Source organism: Paenisporosarcina sp. P4_B8 (assembly GCF_056402175.1).
On record NZ_JBFUHX010000011.1, the window covers coordinates 1 to 21,619 of the forward strand.

A 21,619-nucleotide genomic window follows, 5' to 3' on the forward strand; every position below is an offset into this window, starting at 1 on the left:
CCTCTATTCCGCCTTATCTTCAGTTCGACGCGACGCGCCACCCTCCCCAGAGTACCCATTGGCATGGTTGTTGACAACACAGGCCGGCATCGTCTTAGGTGTAATAATGGGAATGATTATCCTGCTGGTGCTGCACGAACGCCGTCGAGCCCTTCGAGATGAGTCCAACTGAAGTTGATTACACAGAACCACGGAGAAATTGAATATTTTTCTTGTTGTACTAACGGGTGCTTGTGCGGCCGAGCCTAGGTCGTATCATATAGCGGGTGGGATTCCCGTCGTGAAAGAACTAGCCATTCACTCGTAGCGAGTCTTGGAGGGCTAATGGTAACGTTAGCCTTTAAGCGTAGACAGTTAGGTGGCGGGCCGAAAGCCAAATGGTTGAAGGGATTGAGCTCCATAATGTTAGTAAATCGAGAGGGCTGATGCCTTAAGCACAGCAGAAAGCTACATTTTATCCATCGTTAAAGGCAAGAAGGATAAAACCTCTCTGGAGTCAGAGACCTTGGCACGTCACACATTGATATGATACGGCAACTCGGGAGACCCTACCGGTCTTTTCTTCCTTTTAGAAGAGTATGGTGTACAAGCGATAATAAGCAAGGAAACCAAATGCCGTTGTAGGGAGTCGGATAGCAGCGTAGTACCAATGAAGTTGGGTAATGCCGATGGAGGAAAGGCTGCTACCAAGTTATCACCCTTACTAGGGACACATTTACTACACACAGAGGTAGAGATAATAAATGCAAACTAAACTATTGAGGATAGCAGAATCAGCAAAAGAAAATCCCTTACTCGGGATAACTTCAGACTCTTTCTTAATAAATATTCGTTACCTTCACCAAGAGTTAAGGTGCATATATATGACTTAAGAAAGAAAATTAGCTACATTTTGTGAATGATGACTAGGAAGAGCCGTGTGCGTGAATAGCGCAAGCACGGTTCTGTGAGGGGGGAGGAACACAATCTACCGTAAGGTAGAGAGGTTCCCTTCTACTCGACTAGTTAAAGATCATCGGGCTGTTTAAACAAGCCCTTTTTCTTATTGAACTAACGGGGCAGGTTAGTTGAAGAAGAATCCCGGGAACTTTCTTATTTGTAGTACGTAAATCTAGAAACTAATAAAACTTTTATCATAAAATGAGGAGTTGATTATACATGTCGAATTTATATTTTGTTAGACATGCAGGGTACGTGGAACCAAAGCATCTGATGGGTTAGTCGGGCCGCCTTCGAGGGCTAGGTAGATATTAGCCGGAAACATCGCAATAAGTAGGATGGTGAGTACTCCGGCTGCCCAAGGGACGGTCCTAATTGTATCAAAATTGATTAAACATGAATTGTGTAAATAGGGGAACCTACTATCTAGATTTTAAATAATTTATTTTCCCACATTGATAATTTTCTTTTGTTTTAGTGTTTGAATTGCAATATTTTTTGCTTCGCTTCCTGTTCCATTAATATTCACAGCAAATAGCCATACATTTTTATCTGTTTCAATAAAACCGACATACCATCCAAGTCCTAGATCTGAAAGTCTAGTGCCTGTTTTCCCGTGAAGAATATATTCGTCCTGTTCATCTTGTATCATTATTCTTTTAACGGTCTTTTGATGTTTTTCCTGAAACGGAAGTTCTTCTTTAACAAGCCGTTCCATGAAATCTACTTGCTCAATCGCAGATATTTTCATGCTACTGTTGAGCCAGAATGTATCAATCCCTCCTGAAATATCTTCGTTACCATAGTCCATTCGGCTAATATTCTCCTGCATCTTTTTCTCTCCGATATCCCCGGCCATATCTTGATAAAACCAAATGACAGATTCCCTCATTGCGGAAGCTAAAGAATGATCACGGTTCCAACTTTCGAATTCCCTTATGACTCCATCCCATCGTTTAACTTCATATTCGTCCCTGACAGCACCACTTTCGAGCCCAATCAATGCATTAGGCATTTTAAAAGTAGATTCAGGAGTAAGTCTTTTTGTACTTCTCTCATTGTTAAATACATACGTTTGATCGTCCTTCATATTTTTCAAAACCACCGTACCTTCTTTTTCTTTAAAAAGCTCCTCGACATCCAGTTCCTTAACTGGAGATTCTGCACTTGTTATTGTTGAAAGTCCAGATATGATTAGTATCATGAAAAGTAAGAGTACTAATACAAACTTGTTCACCTTCATTTTTAATTCCTCCTTTTATTAGTGGTAGTTGAATGACTCTTTTGTTATTTTAACTATACGGGAACTTCAAGATAACGTAAGATACCAAAAATACCGACTGTACCCATACAGATTGAAGGTGAGGAAAACTAATTGGAGACCAGATACGAAGAAATTATTAAAGAAATTCAGATTAGAATAGCTAATGGACGTATACAACCTGGGGGAAGACTTCCATCGATTCGGGTTTTTTCACTGGAGATGTCTTGTAGTGTAAATACAGTCGTCAAAGCTTACAGTGAAATGGAAAGAGAACATAAAATATATTCAGTCCCAAAGAGCGGTTATTTTCTTCTTGAGAATCGACAACCAGAGAATTCCATTTCTCAAGAGGTAATTGACTTTTCTTCAGCTGGGCCAGATCGATGGAACATGCCTTATCGTGATTTTCAGCATTGTATAAATCAAGCAATAGAATTCTATAAGGAGGAAATGTTCCAATACTCTGAACCACTGGGTTTAGCCTCATTACGACTTCAACTTTCTAAGCAGCTGCAAGACTTGCAGGTATTTGCTCCTCCCGAAAGAATTTGTGTAGTAACCGGTTCCCAACAAGCATTGGATCTCCTTGTATCTCTCCCATTTCCTAATGGAAAAAAGGAAATTTGTGTTGAACAGCCTACACATTTCAGTTTTATAGAATCCGTTTCTACACGCGGAATAAATGCGCATGGAATTGAAATGACTAAGAATGGGATCGATCTGAAATATCTAGAGAAAATCTTTAAGGAAAACCCCATCAAGTTCTTCTATACGGTTTCAAGATTCCAAAATCCCACAGGCTATAGTTATTCCAATATAGAGAAAAAGAAAATTGTGGAGTTGGCACAAAAATATGATGTATATATTATTGAAGACGATTATATGGGGGATCTGGACACAAAGAAAAAAGCGGATTCAATGTTCGTATATGACCCAACAGGTAGGGTCATATACACGAAAAGTTTTTCTAAAGTACTTCTTCCAGGTTTGAGATTAGGATTGGCTGTTTTGCCTGAGGCGCTTATTGATTCATTTACAAAAGTAAAGTTCGCTGCAGATGTGCATACACCTGTCCTTACGCAAGGGGCTTTGGAAATCTACTTGCAAAGCGGGATGTTTAGGGCTCACATCCAGGGGCTTAGGAAAAAGTATAAGGAGAAAGGGATAATCTTAAAAAAGGCTTTTCTTGAGTACCTTCCTGCTGAGGTAAGTTTCACTGGTGCTGAATCTGGCTTTTATTCAACTATTGAATTGCCATCTAAAATAAAGGCAAAATACCTTGTCCACCACCTAAAGAAAAAGAATGTACATGTACAGGATGCGACAGAAATGTATTTTGCCGCTTTTCGAAAGGAGAATTTGATCCGGTTAAGTGTTTCTCAGGTAGACGATAGAAAAATTAGATTAGGAATTCAAAAAATCGGAGAAGGGATTAGGGAATTACTATAATTATGTGTAGCTTTGTAATAAAGTTTAATATATTTGTACATGCAACGGCCTATTAAGGAAAAGTTTTAGGCTATAAAAAGTAGCGTACACTTTAACTAAACTTCCAATTAATGAGTCACTTAAGGCTAGTCTTAGAAGAGATTGCGGTTATTGCAACAAATCTTGGTTAGTTATGTCCGGTGAGGAAAATGAAAAAATTAATATTAGTTACATTAACATTGATACTTAGTGTTTCTTTATTAGGATGTAGTAACAAGGAAGTAGGACAAGAAATAAGTAAAGAACAATATAAACGAAAATTCATAATAATGACTCTGTTAACAAACCACTTCCTCCTGAAGCTGAAAATGTTGAATATATGCCAAGTGATATTGGTGGACCTCAACTAATTCCAAATGCTAAATTCAGTGATCCAATTATTATTACAAAAATGCCTTACTCAGAAATGAAAAGTGAAAAGAATACATCTAATGTTCAAAAATAAAAAGAATTCTATTTTAACCAACGGTTGCTTTACTTCAAGAAAGGAGTAAAGCCTTTTTTTTCTTATTGAACTAACGGGGCAGGTTAGTGGAATAAAAAGTGATTTAATCCATTATTATCTGTATTATGTTAAATGCATAAATCAGTTGTACAGAGATAATAAAGTGGTTTAATTTGCAATTATTTTGCGGTAATGAAATTAAATATCAAAATTAAAGGAAATATCTTCTGACAGTCGAATATTAGCCTAGAACCATAATTAACTATGCCGATGAGGAGGATTCTTGTGCGTCCACGACCATTGTTTATTGAAAATCCAGAGCATGAAAGGTATGTTAGTCTTGTGCCAGATGGAGATATTGTAGAAATACTTAGTAAGCAACGAACTAAGACCATTACCCTTTTAAGCAGCGTATCAGAGGAGTCAGCAAGGAAGGCGTACGCACCAGGGAAATGGACTTTAAAAGAAGTGATTGGGCATATGACCGACTCTGAACGTGTGATGTCGTATCGAGTGCTTGCCATTGCACGAAATGAAAGTGCACCACTCCCAGCAATGGATCAGGATCAATACGTTTCTGCGGCAAACTTCAACAAATTATCCTGGGAGCAGTTACTAGCTGGTTTAGACACGGTACGTTCCAACACGTTAAGCCTTATTTCAACCATTGATGATGCAGCGTGGGTTCGTAATGGAACTGTAATGAACAGCCCAGTTTCAATAGGTATCATTGCATATGGCATTGCCGGGCACGAGTTACACCATATGAAAGTGATTAGTGATAAATACTTATAAGTCTTTTTCTATTAATGAAAAAACCTAATTTCTCATTTAATGCTGAAAAATTAGGTTTTTTAATATTGAAACTTTCTTAACGTTGTAAATCTGCATATTCCTGATGCTACCCCTTATAGCGAATTTACTATACTTTCAATCAGAACTAAGGAGATAATTTATGTTGGATTTAGATAAAATAAGAGAAAAAATCATTGGCTTAGATGAGTCAGATGCTAAAAAGCATTGAAATGATGACCGCCGCTTATTTGGAAATGGCAAAAGACGGAAAAGGTGACTTTACAAGCGATAAATGTGTAGATGAACTAATAAAGATATTAAATAATATTCCGGGACCAGATGTACTAAAAGAGATATATAAGAAAAAGCAATAAGAGAATTAAATAAAACTTCTTCTTCAACTAACGGGTGCTTTAGTTGAATAACCAGCTGCCTCATTTTCAGAATAGGGGGTTTAATGTTTGACTAGTAAATCACGCAAAATCTTAGGTGTTATATTAATTGTTTTGGCATTGATTCCGATTAGTAATGCGATTAAATATTTCACATCTCCTCCCATATTAGTCGGTTATTCTGAAAATAAAGATTGGAAGGTTGAATATGTTTCAACAGGACATTATTGGGAGGCTCAGTTGTTCCCCTTGAAACAGGGTTTAGGACAACCTGAAAATTTAGTTTTTATCGAAGGCAATCAAAGGAATGAATATCCAGGTAAAGGTTCGAAAAATGAAGAACCCAACGATGCAAGATTATATTACTACTGCAATACATTAGGAAGCAGTCCGAAAGATAATGTATCTTATAAATTTGAATTCATCTCGAACAATGGACAGAAACAAATGATAAATTTAAAAAGACAAAAAAAAGAATTTTCAATTTGGAAAATATTTTAGCCTTTAATAAAGGGCATACTGAATCGATACGGTGTTCCTTCTTCAACTAACGGAGCAGGTTAGTTGAAGAAGTAAGATAAAAATTACATCAAAATTCAAGTGTGCATAAGATTTCGAATAATTTTCTTTTAGAAAGGTGCTTGAGAGTAAATATTGTAAAGGTAAAATGCACATAAATTCCTATCTTAAGGATTATGTGCATTGTGAATATTTGATATTTATGAATTTGTTTTTTTTGCCTCATAATAACCTAATTTATGGAAATTATAAAGTTGATTAATATGCTCCTTAGGATATGCTTCTAATAATTCAAGAATTTCTTTTGCAAATTCTAATGAAGCTGTTCCATTTGCGGTCACAATTTTTCCGTCAGAAACTGCTTGCTCTAGTACATAATTCATTTCATTTCTGTAGTGATCTTTTGCATAAGTTTTCAAATCATTAAGATCATTGCTTGTATGCTTTATTTCATTTAACCATCCATTGGCTCCCATAAAAACTGTTGCATCACATATTGCCCCTACTGGAATATCCATAGTAAGTGCCTTTTCCATTATTGGAATGACGTTATTGTTTAGTGGCTTACGCCAAGAGTTTCCACCAATTAGTATTAAACCATAAAAGATTTCAGGTATACTTTTTAAGGTATAATCTGGAAGGACATTTAATCCGCCGATTGACTTTATAACACCCTCACTTACACTAACTATCTTAGTGATGTACTTGTCTGTATTATTTAAAAAAGCTGCTACATAAGACATTTCCCAATCAGCGAATTCCTCCAACACTACAATTAAAATCTCTTTTTTCTCAGTTTGGTTCATTCTTAATCCCTCCAAATTAAATTATAAAAATTCTATTTGATACTGTCTTCAGTATATATTGTAATAGTGACAAATGATGACACAATTAGCAAAAGGGTGAAAATTTTGAGTAAGGCAATTAGATTAAATGAATTAAGGTTGTATATTAATCGAGTCAAAAAGTTTAAGGTAGATGATTTAGCAAAAGAATTTAATGTTTCAAGAAGAACGATTCTTAGGGATTTAGAAGAACTAAGTATTTTAGGGGTTCCATTAATTTCAGAGGTAGGAGCTAATGGAGGATATCAAGTTTTGGAAGAAAAAAATCTACTTGCTGTCTCTTTTACAAAAGAGGAAACTTTCTCTATCTTTTTTGCTCTTTTATCTTTAAAACATTTTATTAGCCTACCTTTTGAATCGGAATATAATTCAATCATCAAAAAATTCTATCTAAACTTAAACGGAAAGATGAAAGATGAAATTGATTTAATCAAAAATAAGATTGATTTCAAAATAGATAATCAGAGTAAAGAAAGTCCCCTATTAAAAGAGCTATTTATTGCGGCAATAGGAAATGAGCCGCTTTGGATTTCATACTTGGGGGTTAAAAGAGAAATTCAACCAGTTGGATTATTTTCTCAGTATGGAAGATGGTATTGTCCTTCGTATTGTTATCTTAGGAAGGAATTTAGACTTTTTCGGTGCGATCGGATATCAGAGCTCGGATTAAGTGCAAGAAATGACAAGATGAATCTAAAAGAAACCAACTTAAATGATATTATTAACATTTTCACAACAAAAAAAGAGTATGAGCTTATTGTGGAATTAACACCCGAAGGAGTAGAAAAATTTAAATCTAATGTTTCGCTATATTATCAAATATCAATAGACAGTAAAGGTTATGGAGTCATTAAGGGTTCAATAAGTGAAACAGAAATAGACTTTTTGGCTGATTATTTCATACAAATGGGAAAGCATGCAAAAGTAGTTGAACCCATAGAGTTAAGAGCTGAAATAAAAAAGAAAATTTTAGTATTAAGTGATTTATACCGTGATTTGGTATAGGAAACAATAATAAAGTCATTCATCTATACTCATTTTGTTGAACTTATTCAACTTACAGGTGCTTTAGTTAAAGATCATCGGGCCACTTAGCCAGCTCTATTTCTTATTGAACTAACGGGGCAGTTTAGTTGAAGAAGAGAATGAAAGCTTTATGTGTAGTTTTGAAATAAAGTTCCGATGTTTTGAATAAAGTCGCGATGTTTGCAAAAAAGTTGAGTTGATCAGAGCAGGATTAACGCTTTTTTTGTTGAACTTATTGAACTAATTGGGCAAAAACAGGAGTAGAAAAAGGGGGATTTTCCCTCTCCTGTAAACCTTTTTCTCGAAGTAGAGTCATTGAACCGTGCTCAGGCGACCACGTAGAATGATAGCTCCACTCATGACCAGAGTGAGACCAACCACCAACCCCCAAGTGATCCACGTCAAACCATCAGGAGCGATCAGAGATTGGCCCCTTAATGCTTGCCAGAGAAGCGAACCAACCAGACCAACATAGCCCAGGCCGATGGTCCAAACCAAAGCGACACGCTGACCCGTCGAGAGCCGTAGGAAACGCTGCATCGAGAGAAACCAGCCGAGAAAAGGTAGCACTTGGAGGGCATGTAACCCAACAAAATGGGCGATGCGTAGATCACCACCAGTGGTACTCCACCCCAGAAAGGGCAAGCCAGGGCCGCCATCTGGAACGCCAACGCTGTGAGCGCCAAAAATCGGAGGCAGATGTCCAGCGTGGTAGGCGACCAGTTGTGCTGGGGTTGCTAGCGTCATCAGGAAACCAGCAAACATGCCGAACATCATAATCACGAGGCCTAGGCGCAATGACCAGATCAAAGTGCGGTCGGTGCGACGCTCGAACAGAAGGAAGATGGCGGTCACGAAGGCAGCCAAAAAGATCATCATTGAGCCAAAACCCATGATTCGGTACACCATATCGTCAAAGGGGGTAGCCACATTCCATTGGGCTGCTTATATGACTCTTTTTCTTATTGAACTAACGGGGTAGGTTAGTTCAATGAGCAATATGGGAAAGCCAGTAATTATTACAGGAAAAAGAAAGAAGAGAAGGATACTATGGACACGAATGCGCGAAAAGCAAAATTAGAGGTTCTCTTACAAAAGCAAAAAGTGAAAGAAAGAAATGATGAACGACAAATGCAATTAGGTAGGATGTTGGAGCCTTTCTCAACTAAAGAAAGTCTTGAGCTGCTAAATGTTGAGGAAAAGGAAAAAATGAAAACTGAATTTATAGCGAGCATCCCAATAATTGAATGGGTAAGTCTAGACTTAGAGAAAATGAATAACAAGTTCGAGGTACAAAATGTTAGTAGCGTTAAAGTAGCGTTGTTTTTAAACGATAAAGAACTATACACTGAAAATCCAGTTTATCTTTTCTTACAAGACGACCTTCCACCTTTTAGCACATTACCTTGGGTGAAGATGCCATTACCAAAAGTTATTGAAAATATTATTCATCTAGCAGCAGAAGATTCCTATCAACAGTATGTATTTTGCCCATCACCTAAATTTGTAATAGAATTCGTTGAGCCGGAATTAATAACCATTGCTTGGTAATTAGGATTCTGCAATGGATACGTATTTTCACTAACAGGTGCTTTACATCAATAAGGAGAAAAATGAAATGAACTTTAGTTATCCCATTAGAAAAGGTGGTAATTTATATGAACGAAGCTCCGATTATTAAAGGAAACAAAGTTATTCTACGTCAACCAATTGAAAGCGATATTACGGATTATTATAATGTTGAGGTAAGTAAAGAGCTTAGGAGAATGTATGGAGGAGATACAAAAAATTTAAAACCAAAGACAATGGAAGGCGCACTAAAATTTATAGAAGCTATTCTATCAAATAAACTGGAGTGGTGTGTTGAAATAGAAGGGCGGTTAATAGGTCAGGCAAGGCTGACAGTTAGTGAGGAAGATAATCGTGCACGCTATGCAGTAGGAATTTTTGACCCAACTGTATGGAGCAAAGGTTTAGGAGCAGAAATAACACAACTAGTATTACAATTTGCTTTTGATGAACTTAAATTACATCGCGTTGATTTAAGGGTGCTCCAATATAATAAACGAGCAATTAAATGCTACGAAAAATGTGGGTTTATACAAGAAGGCATTGAGAGGGAAGGAGCATTAATTGAAGGAAAGTACGAGACAGATGTATTTATGAGTATTTTAGATAGAGAATACATCACTTTAAAAGAGAAATTTGTACATATGAATTGAAATCATGGAGCTCCTAAGACAGCTCTTTTTTCTTATTGAACTAACGGGGCAGGTTAGTTGACCAAGCTCGTTCGACGAAAAGGACATTCCTGGTTTTACAGGGGATGTCCTTTTTACTAAACTATAGGGTATTTTGCTAGAATTCAAAGTCTAGAATCATTTTACTGGTTTGACCTGCAAACTTATAATTATAGGACCCTTGCAGGCTTTCTAAGTCACCGGTKGYTTTGATGATTGTTGCCGGAGAATCTAGATTTCCTTTATCAAATATTCCTTGCTCTATAGCTGTAAACGTCCCCCGTTTTCCCTTATAAGTTCCCTCGAAATGCAGAAATCCGGAAATTTTAGAAGTGGCCATGTGACCATCTTCTACATTTGATTCTAGATAATATAATAAATATTCAACAAAAGCTTTTCCTTTTAATTCACCATCAATATCATATTCGACATGGGCAATATTAATAGGGAAATCTTTTTTAGTGTYATCGACTGGSTTTTCATCCCATTTGCTTACTGTAAATGTTACCTCCATACGCGTAAACCTCCCTTCATTATTAGATAAGTAATCTAGCTCCAGTATAYCACCTAAAAAGTACCATCAATAGTGGTATCTCATAGGAGYGTTTTTATTTATTGTTCATTACTAAMTTTGTGAAGTATTACACTTACAGTAACGGGTGCTTTAGTTAAAGAACATGGGTTGCTTAAGCAACTCCTCTTTGCTTATTGAACTAACGGGGCAGGTTAGTTCAATAAGCATTAATATGTGAAACATGGAGAAACTACCTACAAAATAGATTGTAGGTGAACAAAATGAAAACTATATCAGCTTGTTTTTTTATCTTGATACTGATGGGTTCAATCTCAGCTTTCGCCAATTTTCCTACAATAACACGAGCAACGATAGGGAATTTTTTCATCTTAAGTTATGCTCCAGAAAAAATAGAGAACGGGAATTATGAAGTAGATTCATTTTTCTCGTTACCAGAGAAAGAATTAACTCTTTTAGAAGCACTTAATTTAGGATTAGAACAAGGTAAAGAATTTGATAAAGAAACAATTCTTGTATTTATGAACAGTGTTGATGATGAAACTGTAAGTGGTAAAAATGGAAAAAAAGGAGACTGGCAAGGAGTTTTCGCTTTGCCATCAATTAAACATCATATGGTAATTGTTATTGAAAAAGGCAAACTTAAAAGTTACAGAATAATTGACAGCTCTGATGAACTAACTATTCCACAATCAGAAATTAAAATAGATAGTAGCCAAATTATTAAAATCGCTGTTGAGGAATTTAATTTACAACCAAGCCCAACAGAAGACCCTTTCTCACACGGATATCATTTTAGATTAATGCGAGATGAGAAACATATTTCTCTTGGAGTCGATGGAAAAATAAATGGTCAAAGTGCGGATGTCTTTTTTAATCCAAAAAATGGTGAATATTTAGGGAGTATAAATACAAAAGAGAATTGATAACTTTTATGTTCAACTAACGGGTGCTTTAGTTGAAGAACATCGAGCTGCTTAAGCGGTCTTTTTCATATTGAACTAACGGGGCAGTATAGTTGAACAAGGTTTGGAAAGAATACCCCTAAAAGGGGCTAAGAAAATGATAAAAATAGTTTTTGTTGTCTTACTTTTGTTAATTTCAATTGGTACTGTTGAGAAAGTATCTGTTCGTTCATTAGAATCAACTGAAGATACATTTGAAGTCGATGAACAACAAGAATTATCAATAAAACAAGCGATTGAATTAGCATATCCTGCTGCTTTGGAATGGGATGAAAATGCACAATTATTAGATGCGATAAATATAGACTTAGATGATAAGGCTGAGAAGTCAATTGGAAGCAACGGGAAAAGAAAATATTGGAATATTAATTTTGGAGTACCAGATACTCATAAGAATTTTTTGGTAACCATTTATAATGGGGAAATTGAAGAAAAAAAGATTTAACAGTGGATGGTAACTCTCCTTATCCCAAAAAGGATTTTATTGCCTTAGAAGATATTAAATATGATTCACCAGAGTTGCTTAAAAAAGCACTGAAAATAGGCAATATTAATCCTGGTAAAGACTGGGCTAAAGGTTATAATTTTATGCTTATAAAAAATCCAGAGACCAACATTACCATGATGTTAGTGGTAGGTTGGAATAGTGATGGGACAGAAATGAAAGCAGCGGGCTTTAATGCTTCAACAGGAGAATACATTAAACCTGCTTTATAAGTTATTGTTCCTTATTAAGCTAACGGGTGCTTTAATTAAAGATCATAGGGCTGATTGTCAGCCCTTTTCTTTTTGAACTAACGGGGCAGGTTAGTTGAAGAAGGAAAAGATGGTATYGGTGTGGAAGTTGTGATAAACAAAATACATCGACATTTTTGTTTCGAAATACAAATAATAAATGAGGAAGATAAAATAATGAGAATTTCGGTTTTAGGATGTGGCCGTTGGGGAACTTTCCTGGCTTGGTATGTTCATAAGGTTGGACACAATGTAATGTTATGGGGGCGAGAAAGCTCCAGAAATTATAGTAGTTTAAAAGAAACAAGAAAAAATGATTATCTTTTATTACCAAAAGAAATAGAACTCAGTAGTTCATTAGAAAAAGCAGTATCATCTGCTGATATAATAATTATTTCTATAAGTGCTCAAGAATTACGTCCTTTTGCACAACAACTAAGAACTTTACATGRAATACAAGAGAAGACATTCGTATTATGTATGAAGGGTATAGAGGCTGCGACTGGGAAAAGGCTCTCTAAAGTATTTGGTGAAGAGGTTGGTAAGAATGTAAATTTGGCCGTATGGGTTGGTCCTGGACACGTACAAGATTATGTGAATAATATCCYAAATTGTATGGTAATAGGGTCGGAAAATATTGAAATAACTAAAAAGCTTGCTCAAGAGTTTAACAGTGATTTGATTAGGTTTTATTATGGAGAAGATCTTATTGGAAATGAAATTGGTGCAGCTGCAAAAAATGTTATGGGTATAGCAGCAGGAATGCTAGATGGATTAAATTACAGCAGTTTAAAGGGTTCACTCATGGCAAGGGGGACAGGGGAAATTTCCCGGCTAGTAAAAGCAATGGGAGGAAATGATCTGACCATATATGGATTGAGCCATCTCGGAGATTACGAAGCAACATTGTTTTCAAAACATAGTCATAACAGAAAATTCGGACAAGCATTTGTTGAAGGAGAACGGTTTGAGAAATTAGCAGAAGGTGTTTCTACAGTTAAGGCAATAAAAGAACTATCTATGCAGTATGAAGTTGAACTTCCAATATGCAATGCTTTACATGAGATATTATTCGAGGACAAAAATGCAAAAGAAACATTAGAAGAATTATTTTTAAGACCTTTAAAATTTGAATTTCAAACATCACGATAGTAACTGATACATTTTAGAGATTTTCTTAATTGTGTTATTCAACTAACGGGGAAGGTTTGTTGAAGAAGGATTATCCTCCAAGATTATCGAATAAAAGGAAATCCCGGGTTGTGGAGGAGGAATAGCTTATGAAAAAAAACAGTATTATATTCTTTGAAAGAAATTTTCCAAGTGCAAACATGATCCTTATTAAAGATCAACTGCCCATCCTTATTGATACCGGTTTTGGGAGTGAAGCGAAAGAGACAGAGCAATTAATTAAAGAAGCAGGCGTTTCACCAGAAGAATTACACCTTATTGTGAATACGCACTATCACAGTGATCATGTAGGAGGCAATTTTCATCTTCAAAAAAATTATGGTGTTTCGATTGCTACGCATAAATGGGAAGCCGATTTAATTAATTTTCGTGACCCTGAAGCCTGTAGTGCAGAATGGTTAGATCAGACAGTAGAACCTTATCGAGTCGATACAAAGCTCTCAGATAACGATGAGATTAATACAGGAAGTAGAACCTTGAAAGTCTTGCACACACCAGGTCATACGTTAGGGCATATTTCTTTATATGAACCTGAAGAAGAGATATTAATTTGCGGGGATCTCTTTCACAAAAATGATATTGGATGGTTAAATATCTTTCGAGAGGGTGTCACATCAATCCAACGATCTATAGAAAGTTTGGATCGATTGTCCATGCTCCGGATTCAAAAGGCATATTCAGGACATGGACCTCAAATGGAGAATCCTATGTATGCCATTGATGCAGCAAGAGAAAGGCTTGAAAAGTGGCTCAAGATGCCAGAAAAAATTGCATGGCATGCCTGCAAGAGGATTTTTTCATTCACGTTAATCATTAAAAATGGATTGGCAAAAGAAGAAATCGATAACTACCTGCTAAAGTGTGGTTGGTTCCAAGATTTTGCACGCCACTCTTTCCAACTTCAGCCAGAAGAATTTATTCAAATCCTACTCGATGAAATGATTCGCTCGGGAGCAGCAAACTGGCACAATAATCATTTAATAGCCGCCGCCCCATACCAAGCACCACAAAAAAATTGGATGAATAAGAACATAAAGCCGAATGATTGGTAACCCCAGGGATTAGGGTCTTAGAACGTGCAAAACACTTAAGGCTGTTGCTACAACCAGAGTGGAATTAATCTCCCATGAGTCAGAAACGGAAGGGCTCTTTGGCACCATAGTTCATCGACCATCCTCACCCAGCCGACCCGGCCTATATCCATTTTCATCCTCTGTGGTGCAGTGCTGATTTTACGCTGCAGGGGTGGCTAACGGGACAGGTTAGTTTAACAAGAAAATGCAAAATGTAACTGAATTACTGTGAAAAATCCTAATCATAAACAGCTAAATGAACTCACGGGGATAAAAAAGCAAAACAATCAGTAGTGAAAATAAAAAGGAGAAGAAGGTTGAAATATTTTAATTATAAAAACTCTGTTACTGCTTTAATAAAAGAAGAGATCGAGAAAATCGAAAATATCGAAATGGAAAATATTGCATTTTTCAAAATGATGATTGAACGATATGAAATGGCGTTGAGAATTACCAGATATTCCGTAAGAAGAAAGAAAATTATTACACAAATTAATATGTTAAAAAATATGAATATGTTTTGGGCGAACGTCGTTACCGATAGTTCTAAAATTAGGGAAATATACATTGATGAGAATATAACTGAACGGGAGTTTGTTGAAATAATTTCTGAATTATACAAACAAGATTTTTTTATCTATGCGATTATTCCCGAATGGGAGGAGGAGTTACTTAATATTCTCTCCAACCAGTTCGTTTTAGTTAAAAACATTATATTACCTAACGTATTTCCAAAAAGCACAGGTTATGTTGGTTTCGTGAAAGACAGCCAAAAACAATTCGTTTATGAATTTTATTTAAGATCTATGAGTATGGCTATAGTTTTTTCAGATGAAGATGTTTCTAAGCACTTGGATAATACAAGTAACGAAAATATTGATATTCATAATATTTTCGAATCAAATGAAATCTCTCATATAACAATAGGCTCTGATGGTGGATGGTTAAATATAATTGAATACTAAACAAACGCGGGTTTTAATAAAGTTCTGGCAGTACCGGAAAATCTGCAATCTTCTATATTTGATTGGCGAAGCTGATTCAATTGAAGAGGCTAAAGCTAAGAGTTACATGGAAAAAGCAGTTTTCTTCAAAGGTGAAGAAAACTGCTTTTTTATATTAGATATCCAATTTAATAGTTTTCGCTTTTTCAACGTGTTCACCCACGCCATCAAGAACATCACTTGTTAGAATTTCAATTGACTTAATATCATTTGTGTTTTCCAAAATAAACCCCATACTGCCTTTCTTAACATCATTTCTTTGTATTTCACCAGTCATTTCTTCGAGAAAAATGTCTTCTTCCCATGTTTTCAGCTCACCTTTATTCGTCTTAACAAAAGCAACTGGTGTGAATTTTATGTCCTTATCAGATGTATTTTTAACTTCAATTCCTACTTTAATAAAATCAAACTCTTCTTCATGAGTATAGGAATGGAAAAAGTCAATCATGCTGTAATCCGGAACGAAATGTAGCAACTTAGCATCTTTTAAAACCATTTCAACCCCACCTATATTAACTGTCTTATTTAAGAGTTTATATGATTTTAATGTGAGTTCGCCTTTGGCATCGGTTACGGTTTCTCCAACTGTCACAAGATTAATGTCATCCGTTATTTGAGGATTCGGCACATATACATCTTCTTGTACATTAAGTTTTTTTTCCGTTTGGTCGATAGTTTTGACCTGATTCTCAGTAGCTTTGTCCTCGGTGGTATATACTGATGAACAGCCTGAAAGAACTAATAATAGAATCAAGAAAAACAAGTATCTCTTCATAGGAATCCCCCTAGCATAATAAAACACCCGTCGCATTTAGCAACGGGCTATTTTATTGTATCTGTTATTTTTTATTTTTTGTTTTATCTAAAAGATCAAAGATAATTTTGGCATTGTCTGTATTATCAATTTGTCCTGCCAATCGTTCTTTGTAAGGTCCGTAGGCAAATACTGGCACGTCTTCACCAGTGTGACCACCAGTTGTCCAGCCTGTATGAGAACGCTCATCAAAGATTTTTTCGATTGCATTATCGATATCAGTGACTTTTTTAGTCGTTGCAGCATCTTTAACAGATTGGATTTCTTGTGCTGTTAATGCTAATAGATTTTGATCTATATACGTTTTTAATGTCTTTTCAACATTTTCACCTTTAGCAATTTCAGCTGCCATAAAGTCTGGTGTGCGCTTAGCTGCTTTAATAGGCTGAGCAAACCAGTTATAAATTCCATCAGAACCAATAGAGTATCCGCCAGTTGAATGGTCAGCTGTAATAACAACTAATGTATGTTTGTCCTTTTTAGCAAAATCAATAGCGGCCTTCGCAGCTTTTTCAAAGTCTGCCATTTCACTCATTGCTCCAACTATATCATTATCATGACCGGCCCAGTCTACCTGGCTTCCTTCAACCATTAAGAAGAAACCATCTTTATCCTTGCTTAAACGTTGAATAGCTGATGTCGTCATATCTTGAAGAGAGGGAACTTCTTCTGTACGATCAATCATTTTAGGGAGTCCGCCAGATGCAAACAATCCAAGAACCTGTCCTTTTTTATCTTTTGAAAGTTCCTCTTTGTTTGTTACATAACTATATCCGGATTTTTTGAATTCTTCTGTAAGATTGCGGTCAGGACGAACAAAATTTGAAGAACCGCCACCAAGGAGAACGTCAATTTTATGTTTGCCATTTATTAATTCATCGTAATAGTCATCAGCAATTGCATTCATATTTTTACGGTTTTCATCGTGTGCACCAAATGATGCTGGTGTTGCATGGGTTATTTCAGAAGTAGCGACAAGGCCAGTTGCTTTTCCATTTTCTTTGGCAGCCTCTAAAACGGTTCTCACTTCTGATTTATCGTTATCGACCCCAATTGCTGCATTATATGTTTTTACGCCAGCAGACATAGCTGTCGCAGCGGAAGCCGAATCAGTTATGTTTTGTGTTGGATCTTCCGGATAAGTCATCTGTTGTCCTATGAGATATTTATCAAATACTGTTCTTTCTACAACAGTTGTTGAAGGATCATCATTAAAATAACGATAACCTGAAGTATAGGTTGACCCCATCCCATCCCCGATTAAGAAAATAACGTTTTTAATTTCCTTGTTTTCATTGTTTCTCTCGTTTTCTTCAGCTTGTACGTTGATACTGGTAATTGATGCAGCCAAACCACCTAATGCAAGAGTTGATACAACACAGATAGGAATTAGCTTTTTCGTTATTTTATTTTTAACCATCTGATTAACCTCCACCATTCAATTTAATATGATAACAAGTTTTACTATAAAGGTAGATTGTTAATATCCTATTAAACCAAAGTAAAAGTAAGTTAAGATGATGTAAATTTACACTATTCATTGAGTAACATTTGAAAAATAGGAGGGCTAACGACGTCCCTGGTGTCATAGTACTTGGAATGGTCATTATTTTTACGGGATGTCTCATTGGAGCGTTGATCCAGGAAGGGATTAGCTTTTTTTTATTGAATTTTTTACTAAAGGGCAGGTTAGTTTAAGAAAGAACTTTTCTGTACTTGTTACTTGATTATTCATTATTGAAAGTTGACATAAAACAAAAGTAAGAATAAACTGAATTTAACGTAAAAAAATTATTTTTACGTGGAGGTAATAACATGAACATAAATAAAGCAAAGAAAATGCTTGTTACTGAAACGGAACAATTGATGATGATTCGAAATCCGTTCAAATTGGAAATTTTGCAGCATTTGACTTACCCTCATTCTGCCAGCGAAGTGGCAAAGTTTATGAACCAAAGCCCTCAAAAGATGAATTATCATTTCAAGAAGCTCGAAATTGCGGGATTAATATGGAAAGTGGGAACACGCAACATACGGAACTTGGTTGAGGTACTTTATGAGTCAGTAGCCGAGCAATACGTTGTGATGGAAAAAACAGATATTCAAACTGACTTTATCCAGCAATTAAAAGATCAGGGTCCATTGATGCATTTGTATGATTTGTCTGAGCAAATCAAAAAGGATACCGTCGAATTACTAAACAATGTAGATGATGCAGTTCATGTCCCAAGTGCCGCGTTGGATTTTCAAGTTCAATTTGTGAATGAAGATGAGCGCAAAGAGTTTTTGAACAAGTATATCGAGTTGGTTCACGATCTGGTTTCAAAATATCAGTCAGAAAATTCAACAGAAAACATTTATTTTAAAGCGCTAATGGCTGTATATCCAAAGATAAATGAAGGAGGAAAAGCTTAAATGAGTAAGGTTGTATATGAAAATGAAAAAGTGGTGTACATTCCTTCGGAAAAAACTGTTCAAGAACAGACACAAATTCATACGGTAGGTACAGAGAGTAGCAAAGTCGAGATTCGGCAGGTTTCTTCCGGGTTCGGCGAAAGAAATTCTATAAAAATTCAAATGGCAGCATAAGGAGGTCAAACAAATGAGCAATATTCCATTCGTGGTTGAAAAAAGTAACAGTGATGAAAGGTCTTATGATATTTATTCTAGATTGTTAAAGGATCGTATCATTCTAATCAGTGGTGAAATTGATGATCAGCTGGCAAGTAAAGTAATCGCACAGCTTCTATTCTTAAGTGGAGACAATCCTATTGAAGATATTCAACTGTATATCAATTCACCTGGAGGATCTGTTACCGCAGGTTTTGCCATTTATGACACAATGCAGCATATTAAACCGGATGTCAGTACAACTTGCGTAGGAATGGCTGCATCCATGGGTGCATTTTTGCTTATCGGAGGGGAGTTGGGCAAAAGGTTTGCCATGCCTAATAGCGAAGTTATGCTTCACCAACCTTTAGGGGGAGTTAGAGGTCAAGCAGCGGTTATGGATATCCATGCAAGGCACATTCTTGAAACGAGGAATCGTATGAACCGCATTATGTCCGAGCGTTCTAAAGTATCAATCGAAAGAATGAATGAACTGACAGATCGCGATCGCTTTTTCTTTGCCGAGGAAGCAAAAGAATTGGGATTGATTGATATCATCTTAAGTAAATAATAATTTTCAAAAGAGTTTCCTACTTCTGGAAAGGGAAGTTAACAGACTTTGAGAACTGGCGCTACCGTCTTATAATTCAAGAGGTGCCTGTTCAAGAAACAGTCATAATATTTATAAATGTTTAAACTTTCCTGTTTATTGTTCCTCTAAAAAACCGTTGGCGCGAACACGCAAACGGTTTCTTAGTTTTCTTTATTAATCGGGATTATTGAGAAGTACCTGCATTCACCAGAAAATAATGGCAAGTCTGGTGCAGTAACAAGCGCAGAATTAATCTTCCCATAAGTGCTACCCATATTGGGTGCGACAGACTGTGATGCACCGTGGTCGTTGGTGTCAAACTCACGGGAGGGCTTTACCGCACCATAGTTCAGCGACCTTCATCTCCTAGCCATAGTAATTAATACGGCTGGTTATTGCGATGCATGGGTGGCAAACGAGGGAGGTTAGTTGTAAAATTTTGTTATTTAAATTGGGAACTTATTTGAATTTCAACCGTATGAAGTAAAGGAAGCTATCCCCGAAAGCCAAACTTTAGGAAAACCACTACGATGATTGTGGTGTTTCATACAGTAAGGCAATGAAATAACAGTTGAGCTGATTTTTACTGAAGTTTTTTGGAAAAGCGTAAAACGGGGAGGGAAATGTATCTTTGAACAACAGTTTTATCATAAAGTAGCGAAATCACCTGCGAAATTTTTAATATTTGCAATCATCATTATTCTTTTTTTTACAGGAATCACATTTACTTTTGTGATTCCTGGATTGAAGGGATTTAGTTTGTATTTTATGATTGTATCTTTATTGATATATTTTGTGGTTGCGAACATATTTGTAGGGCTATCAAAAGAAAGAATATGGTTTGTCTTTATTGGCAGCTTGATTTTAAGTAGCCTTGGGATGGGATGGCGTTTATGGCTTGAATGGGGAGAATATAGTTTAGTTGAACATATGAATCCAGTAGTACGTTGGTTACCCAAGTATTATCGCTTTCATCATTACAGCCATTTATAGCTTTAGTAGTTCGTATTTGGGGAAAAATTAAATAAAAAAAGCGATCTGCGTTTTGAAATGTAATATTCATGGACGTTTCTGTACTAGGCAGAAATGCTCTTTCGCTAACTGGCAGAATTCCTGAGTACAAGAATATTGCTAATCGTTATGAATGAATTTCGTATGTCTTTATTTAAGTAACGAATGCTTTACTTTAATAGAACGGTTTAGGAGGAATGATATGATAAATATTATACAAATTTTGTTGGGAATCACTGTTATTGGTTTGGCTACATACTCACTAATATCTCCTGAATATGACTATATATTACTTCCAGTAATGAACTTGGTAATGGCTTTACTACTTGCAGTGATAGGTTTATCTGTAATGAAAGATAATCATAAAAATGTAGGTATTTTATTGTTGGTTACGTCGGGACTTTTATTTATTGTTGCAAGTGCTAAACTTATTTTCGACTAACGGATGCAATGGTCAAGTTGAGCAACGTCATTTAAGACGTTGCTTCAGCTCGTTGACAAAAGAATAATAATTAATATAAAAGTATAAAGATTGAGTACTTATTTTTTGCACTCTATCGAAAAAGATTGTGGTCGGCTATTTCTTTCGCTTTCCGCGGACGAAACGCTAGCCTCCTCGGCTCAGCTGTCTATGACAGCTGAGCCTGTGGGGTCTAGCTTGTTTCGTTTTTCCGCAGGAGTCTTCAGAAATAGCCAACCACCTTCCAACTTAAATATTTTGCAGACACGCTTACAGATGCAATTTCTTTTGATTGAGTGAAGGCGGCGGAAAACAACTGCTCCTGCGCTTACTCGTCGCAAAGATTAGGACCAAATTGCCTTTGGTCCCAATCTTTTCAGCGGGAACAGCACGAGCTGAAGACCCCGCAGGAAACGGATAGTGCAAATGTAAGTTTGCACTATCCGTTTGCGACGAAGCTAGCGAAGCGATGCAACGCACTTTCATGTTTCGAAGCTAGCAGAGCGATGCAGAAACAGGAGCACCGGTTTTTCTAGTGACGAGGAGACTGAAGCCGTGCCCGCGAAACGCGTCCGCCGCAATGGAAATCAACATTTTCTTGCATAGGCTCTTTTTCAACAGTATACAGTTATATTCACTCATCTTTTTCTTTGTCTACCGTCTGGAGCAACGTCATTTA

Annotated in this window: 22 protein-coding genes and 1 pseudogene; 17 read left to right on the forward strand and 6 right to left on the reverse strand. The window is 36.3% G+C overall.

Translation table 11 applies throughout. From position 1 onward, the window contains the following. Positions 1-1,381: 1,381 nt before the first annotated feature. Positions 1,382-2,176, reverse strand: a complete 795-nt coding sequence (gene blaOXA, locus AC1DSK_RS11390; RefSeq protein WP_477548732.1) for a class D beta-lactamase — start codon at positions 2,174-2,176, stop codon at positions 1,382-1,384. Positions 2,177-2,314: 138 nt separating this feature from the next. On the opposite strand from blaOXA, the gene AC1DSK_RS11395 reads away from it, so the two are divergent. From AC1DSK_RS11395 to AC1DSK_RS11410, 4 genes are all read left to right on the forward strand, one after another. Beyond that, a complete protein-coding gene (locus tag AC1DSK_RS11395) occupies positions 2,315-3,652 on the forward strand; it encodes an aminotransferase-like domain-containing protein (RefSeq protein WP_477548722.1) in 1,338 nt (445 codons plus the stop codon). A 769-nt stretch (positions 3,653-4,421) separates the two neighbouring features. Next, entirely contained in the window at positions 4,422-4,931 is a 510-nt protein-coding gene (locus AC1DSK_RS11400; protein ID WP_477548724.1) for a DinB family protein, read from the forward strand. Between the two features lie 212 nt (positions 4,932-5,143). Continuing rightward, complete coding sequence (locus tag AC1DSK_RS11405) at positions 5,144-5,305, forward strand: hypothetical protein (RefSeq protein WP_477536297.1); 162 nt, start codon at positions 5,144-5,146, stop codon at positions 5,303-5,305. An 87-nt stretch (positions 5,306-5,392) separates the two neighbouring features. Continuing rightward, complete coding sequence (locus tag AC1DSK_RS11410) at positions 5,393-5,824, forward strand: hypothetical protein (RefSeq protein WP_477548726.1); 432 nt, start codon at positions 5,393-5,395, stop codon at positions 5,822-5,824. A 218-nt stretch (positions 5,825-6,042) separates the two neighbouring features. Here AC1DSK_RS11410 and AC1DSK_RS11415 read toward each other — a convergent pair whose 3' ends face one another. Then, positions 6,043-6,648, reverse strand: coding sequence for a DJ-1/PfpI family protein (locus AC1DSK_RS11415; RefSeq protein ID WP_477548727.1), 606 nt, complete (start codon positions 6,646-6,648; stop codon positions 6,043-6,045). A gap of 105 nt (positions 6,649-6,753) precedes the next feature. Here AC1DSK_RS11415 and AC1DSK_RS11420 point away from each other — a divergent pair, with 105 nt between their 5' ends. Beyond that, complete coding sequence (locus AC1DSK_RS11420; protein WP_477548728.1) at positions 6,754-7,692, forward strand: helix-turn-helix transcriptional regulator; 939 nt, start codon at positions 6,754-6,756, stop codon at positions 7,690-7,692. A gap of 333 nt (positions 7,693-8,025) precedes the next feature. Here AC1DSK_RS11420 and AC1DSK_RS11425 read toward each other — a convergent pair whose 3' ends face one another. Beyond that, positions 8,026-8,607, reverse strand: coding sequence for a hypothetical protein (locus tag AC1DSK_RS11425; protein WP_477548729.1), 582 nt, complete (start codon positions 8,605-8,607; stop codon positions 8,026-8,028). A 156-nt stretch (positions 8,608-8,763) separates the two neighbouring features. On the opposite strand from AC1DSK_RS11425, the gene AC1DSK_RS11430 reads away from it, so the two are divergent. Both AC1DSK_RS11430 and AC1DSK_RS11435 read left to right on the forward strand, forming a co-directional pair. Continuing rightward, on the forward strand, positions 8,764-9,264 hold the full coding sequence (locus tag AC1DSK_RS11430; RefSeq protein ID WP_477548730.1) for a CDI toxin immunity protein: 501 nt from the start codon (positions 8,764-8,766) through the stop codon (positions 9,262-9,264). Between the two features lie 107 nt (positions 9,265-9,371). Further along, positions 9,372-9,935 carry a GNAT family N-acetyltransferase gene (locus AC1DSK_RS11435; RefSeq protein WP_477548731.1) on the forward strand — a complete coding sequence of 188 codons (564 nt, stop codon included), beginning with the start codon at positions 9,372-9,374 and terminating at the stop codon, positions 9,933-9,935. Between the two features lie 136 nt (positions 9,936-10,071). Here the strand turns inward: AC1DSK_RS11435 and AC1DSK_RS11440 are convergent, their stop codons facing one another. Then, positions 10,072-10,467: a DUF3224 domain-containing protein gene (locus tag AC1DSK_RS11440; protein WP_477548093.1), complete on the reverse strand. Its 396-nt coding sequence runs from the start codon at positions 10,465-10,467 to the stop codon at positions 10,072-10,074. A 281-nt stretch (positions 10,468-10,748) separates the two neighbouring features. Between AC1DSK_RS11440 and AC1DSK_RS11445 the strand changes: the two genes are divergently transcribed. The 6 genes from AC1DSK_RS11445 (at position 10,749) to AC1DSK_RS11470 (ending at position 15,414) form a co-directional block, all read left to right on the forward strand. Next, on the forward strand, positions 10,749-11,411 hold the full coding sequence (locus tag AC1DSK_RS11445; RefSeq protein WP_477548094.1) for a hypothetical protein: 663 nt from the start codon (positions 10,749-10,751) through the stop codon (positions 11,409-11,411). A 136-nt stretch (positions 11,412-11,547) separates the two neighbouring features. Next, positions 11,548-11,895 (forward strand): hypothetical protein, encoded by a 348-nt coding sequence (locus AC1DSK_RS11450; protein WP_477548095.1) that lies wholly within the window; start codon positions 11,548-11,550, stop codon positions 11,893-11,895. A gap of 2 nt (positions 11,896-11,897) precedes the next feature. Continuing rightward, positions 11,898-12,167 carry a hypothetical protein gene (locus tag AC1DSK_RS11455; protein ID WP_477548096.1) on the forward strand — a complete coding sequence of 90 codons (270 nt, stop codon included), beginning with the start codon at positions 11,898-11,900 and terminating at the stop codon, positions 12,165-12,167. A 195-nt stretch (positions 12,168-12,362) separates the two neighbouring features. After that, positions 12,363-13,337 carry an NAD(P)H-dependent glycerol-3-phosphate dehydrogenase gene (locus AC1DSK_RS11460; RefSeq protein WP_477598225.1) on the forward strand — a complete coding sequence of 325 codons (975 nt, stop codon included), beginning with the start codon at positions 12,363-12,365 and terminating at the stop codon, positions 13,335-13,337. A gap of 128 nt (positions 13,338-13,465) precedes the next feature. Beyond that, positions 13,466-14,428, forward strand: coding sequence for an MBL fold metallo-hydrolase (locus tag AC1DSK_RS11465; RefSeq protein WP_477547473.1), 963 nt, complete (start codon positions 13,466-13,468; stop codon positions 14,426-14,428). 338 nt (positions 14,429-14,766) lie between these two features. After that, entirely contained in the window at positions 14,767-15,414 is a 648-nt protein-coding gene (locus AC1DSK_RS11470; RefSeq protein WP_477547474.1) for a hypothetical protein, read from the forward strand. 154 nt (positions 15,415-15,568) lie between these two features. Here the strand turns inward: AC1DSK_RS11470 and AC1DSK_RS11475 are convergent, their stop codons facing one another. Beyond that, the gene (locus AC1DSK_RS11475; protein ID WP_016427137.1) at positions 15,569-16,228 is read right to left on the reverse strand and encodes a lipoprotein; all 660 of its coding nucleotides are present in this window, start codon (positions 16,226-16,228) and stop codon (positions 15,569-15,571) included. A gap of 64 nt (positions 16,229-16,292) precedes the next feature. Further along, positions 16,293-17,687 (reverse strand): alkaline phosphatase, encoded by a 1,395-nt coding sequence (locus AC1DSK_RS11480; protein ID WP_477547475.1) that lies wholly within the window; start codon positions 17,685-17,687, stop codon positions 16,293-16,295. A gap of 395 nt (positions 17,688-18,082) precedes the next feature. Between AC1DSK_RS11480 and AC1DSK_RS11485 the strand changes: the two genes are divergently transcribed. From AC1DSK_RS11485 to AC1DSK_RS11500, 4 genes and pseudogenes are all read left to right on the forward strand, one after another. Beyond that, entirely contained in the window at positions 18,083-18,682 is a 600-nt protein-coding gene (locus tag AC1DSK_RS11485; protein ID WP_477547476.1) for a helix-turn-helix domain-containing protein, read from the forward strand. Continuing rightward, positions 18,683-18,856 (forward strand): hypothetical protein, encoded by a 174-nt coding sequence (locus AC1DSK_RS11490; RefSeq protein ID WP_477547477.1) that lies wholly within the window; start codon positions 18,683-18,685, stop codon positions 18,854-18,856. A 10-nt stretch (positions 18,857-18,866) separates the two neighbouring features. Continuing rightward, positions 18,867-19,448: pseudogene (locus AC1DSK_RS11495) on the forward strand (ATP-dependent Clp protease proteolytic subunit); the annotation flags it as partial. Between the two features lie 1,234 nt (positions 19,449-20,682). Beyond that, positions 20,683-20,922: a hypothetical protein gene (locus tag AC1DSK_RS11500; protein ID WP_477547479.1), complete on the forward strand. Its 240-nt coding sequence runs from the start codon at positions 20,683-20,685 to the stop codon at positions 20,920-20,922. The last annotated feature ends 697 nt before the right edge of the window (positions 20,923-21,619 follow it).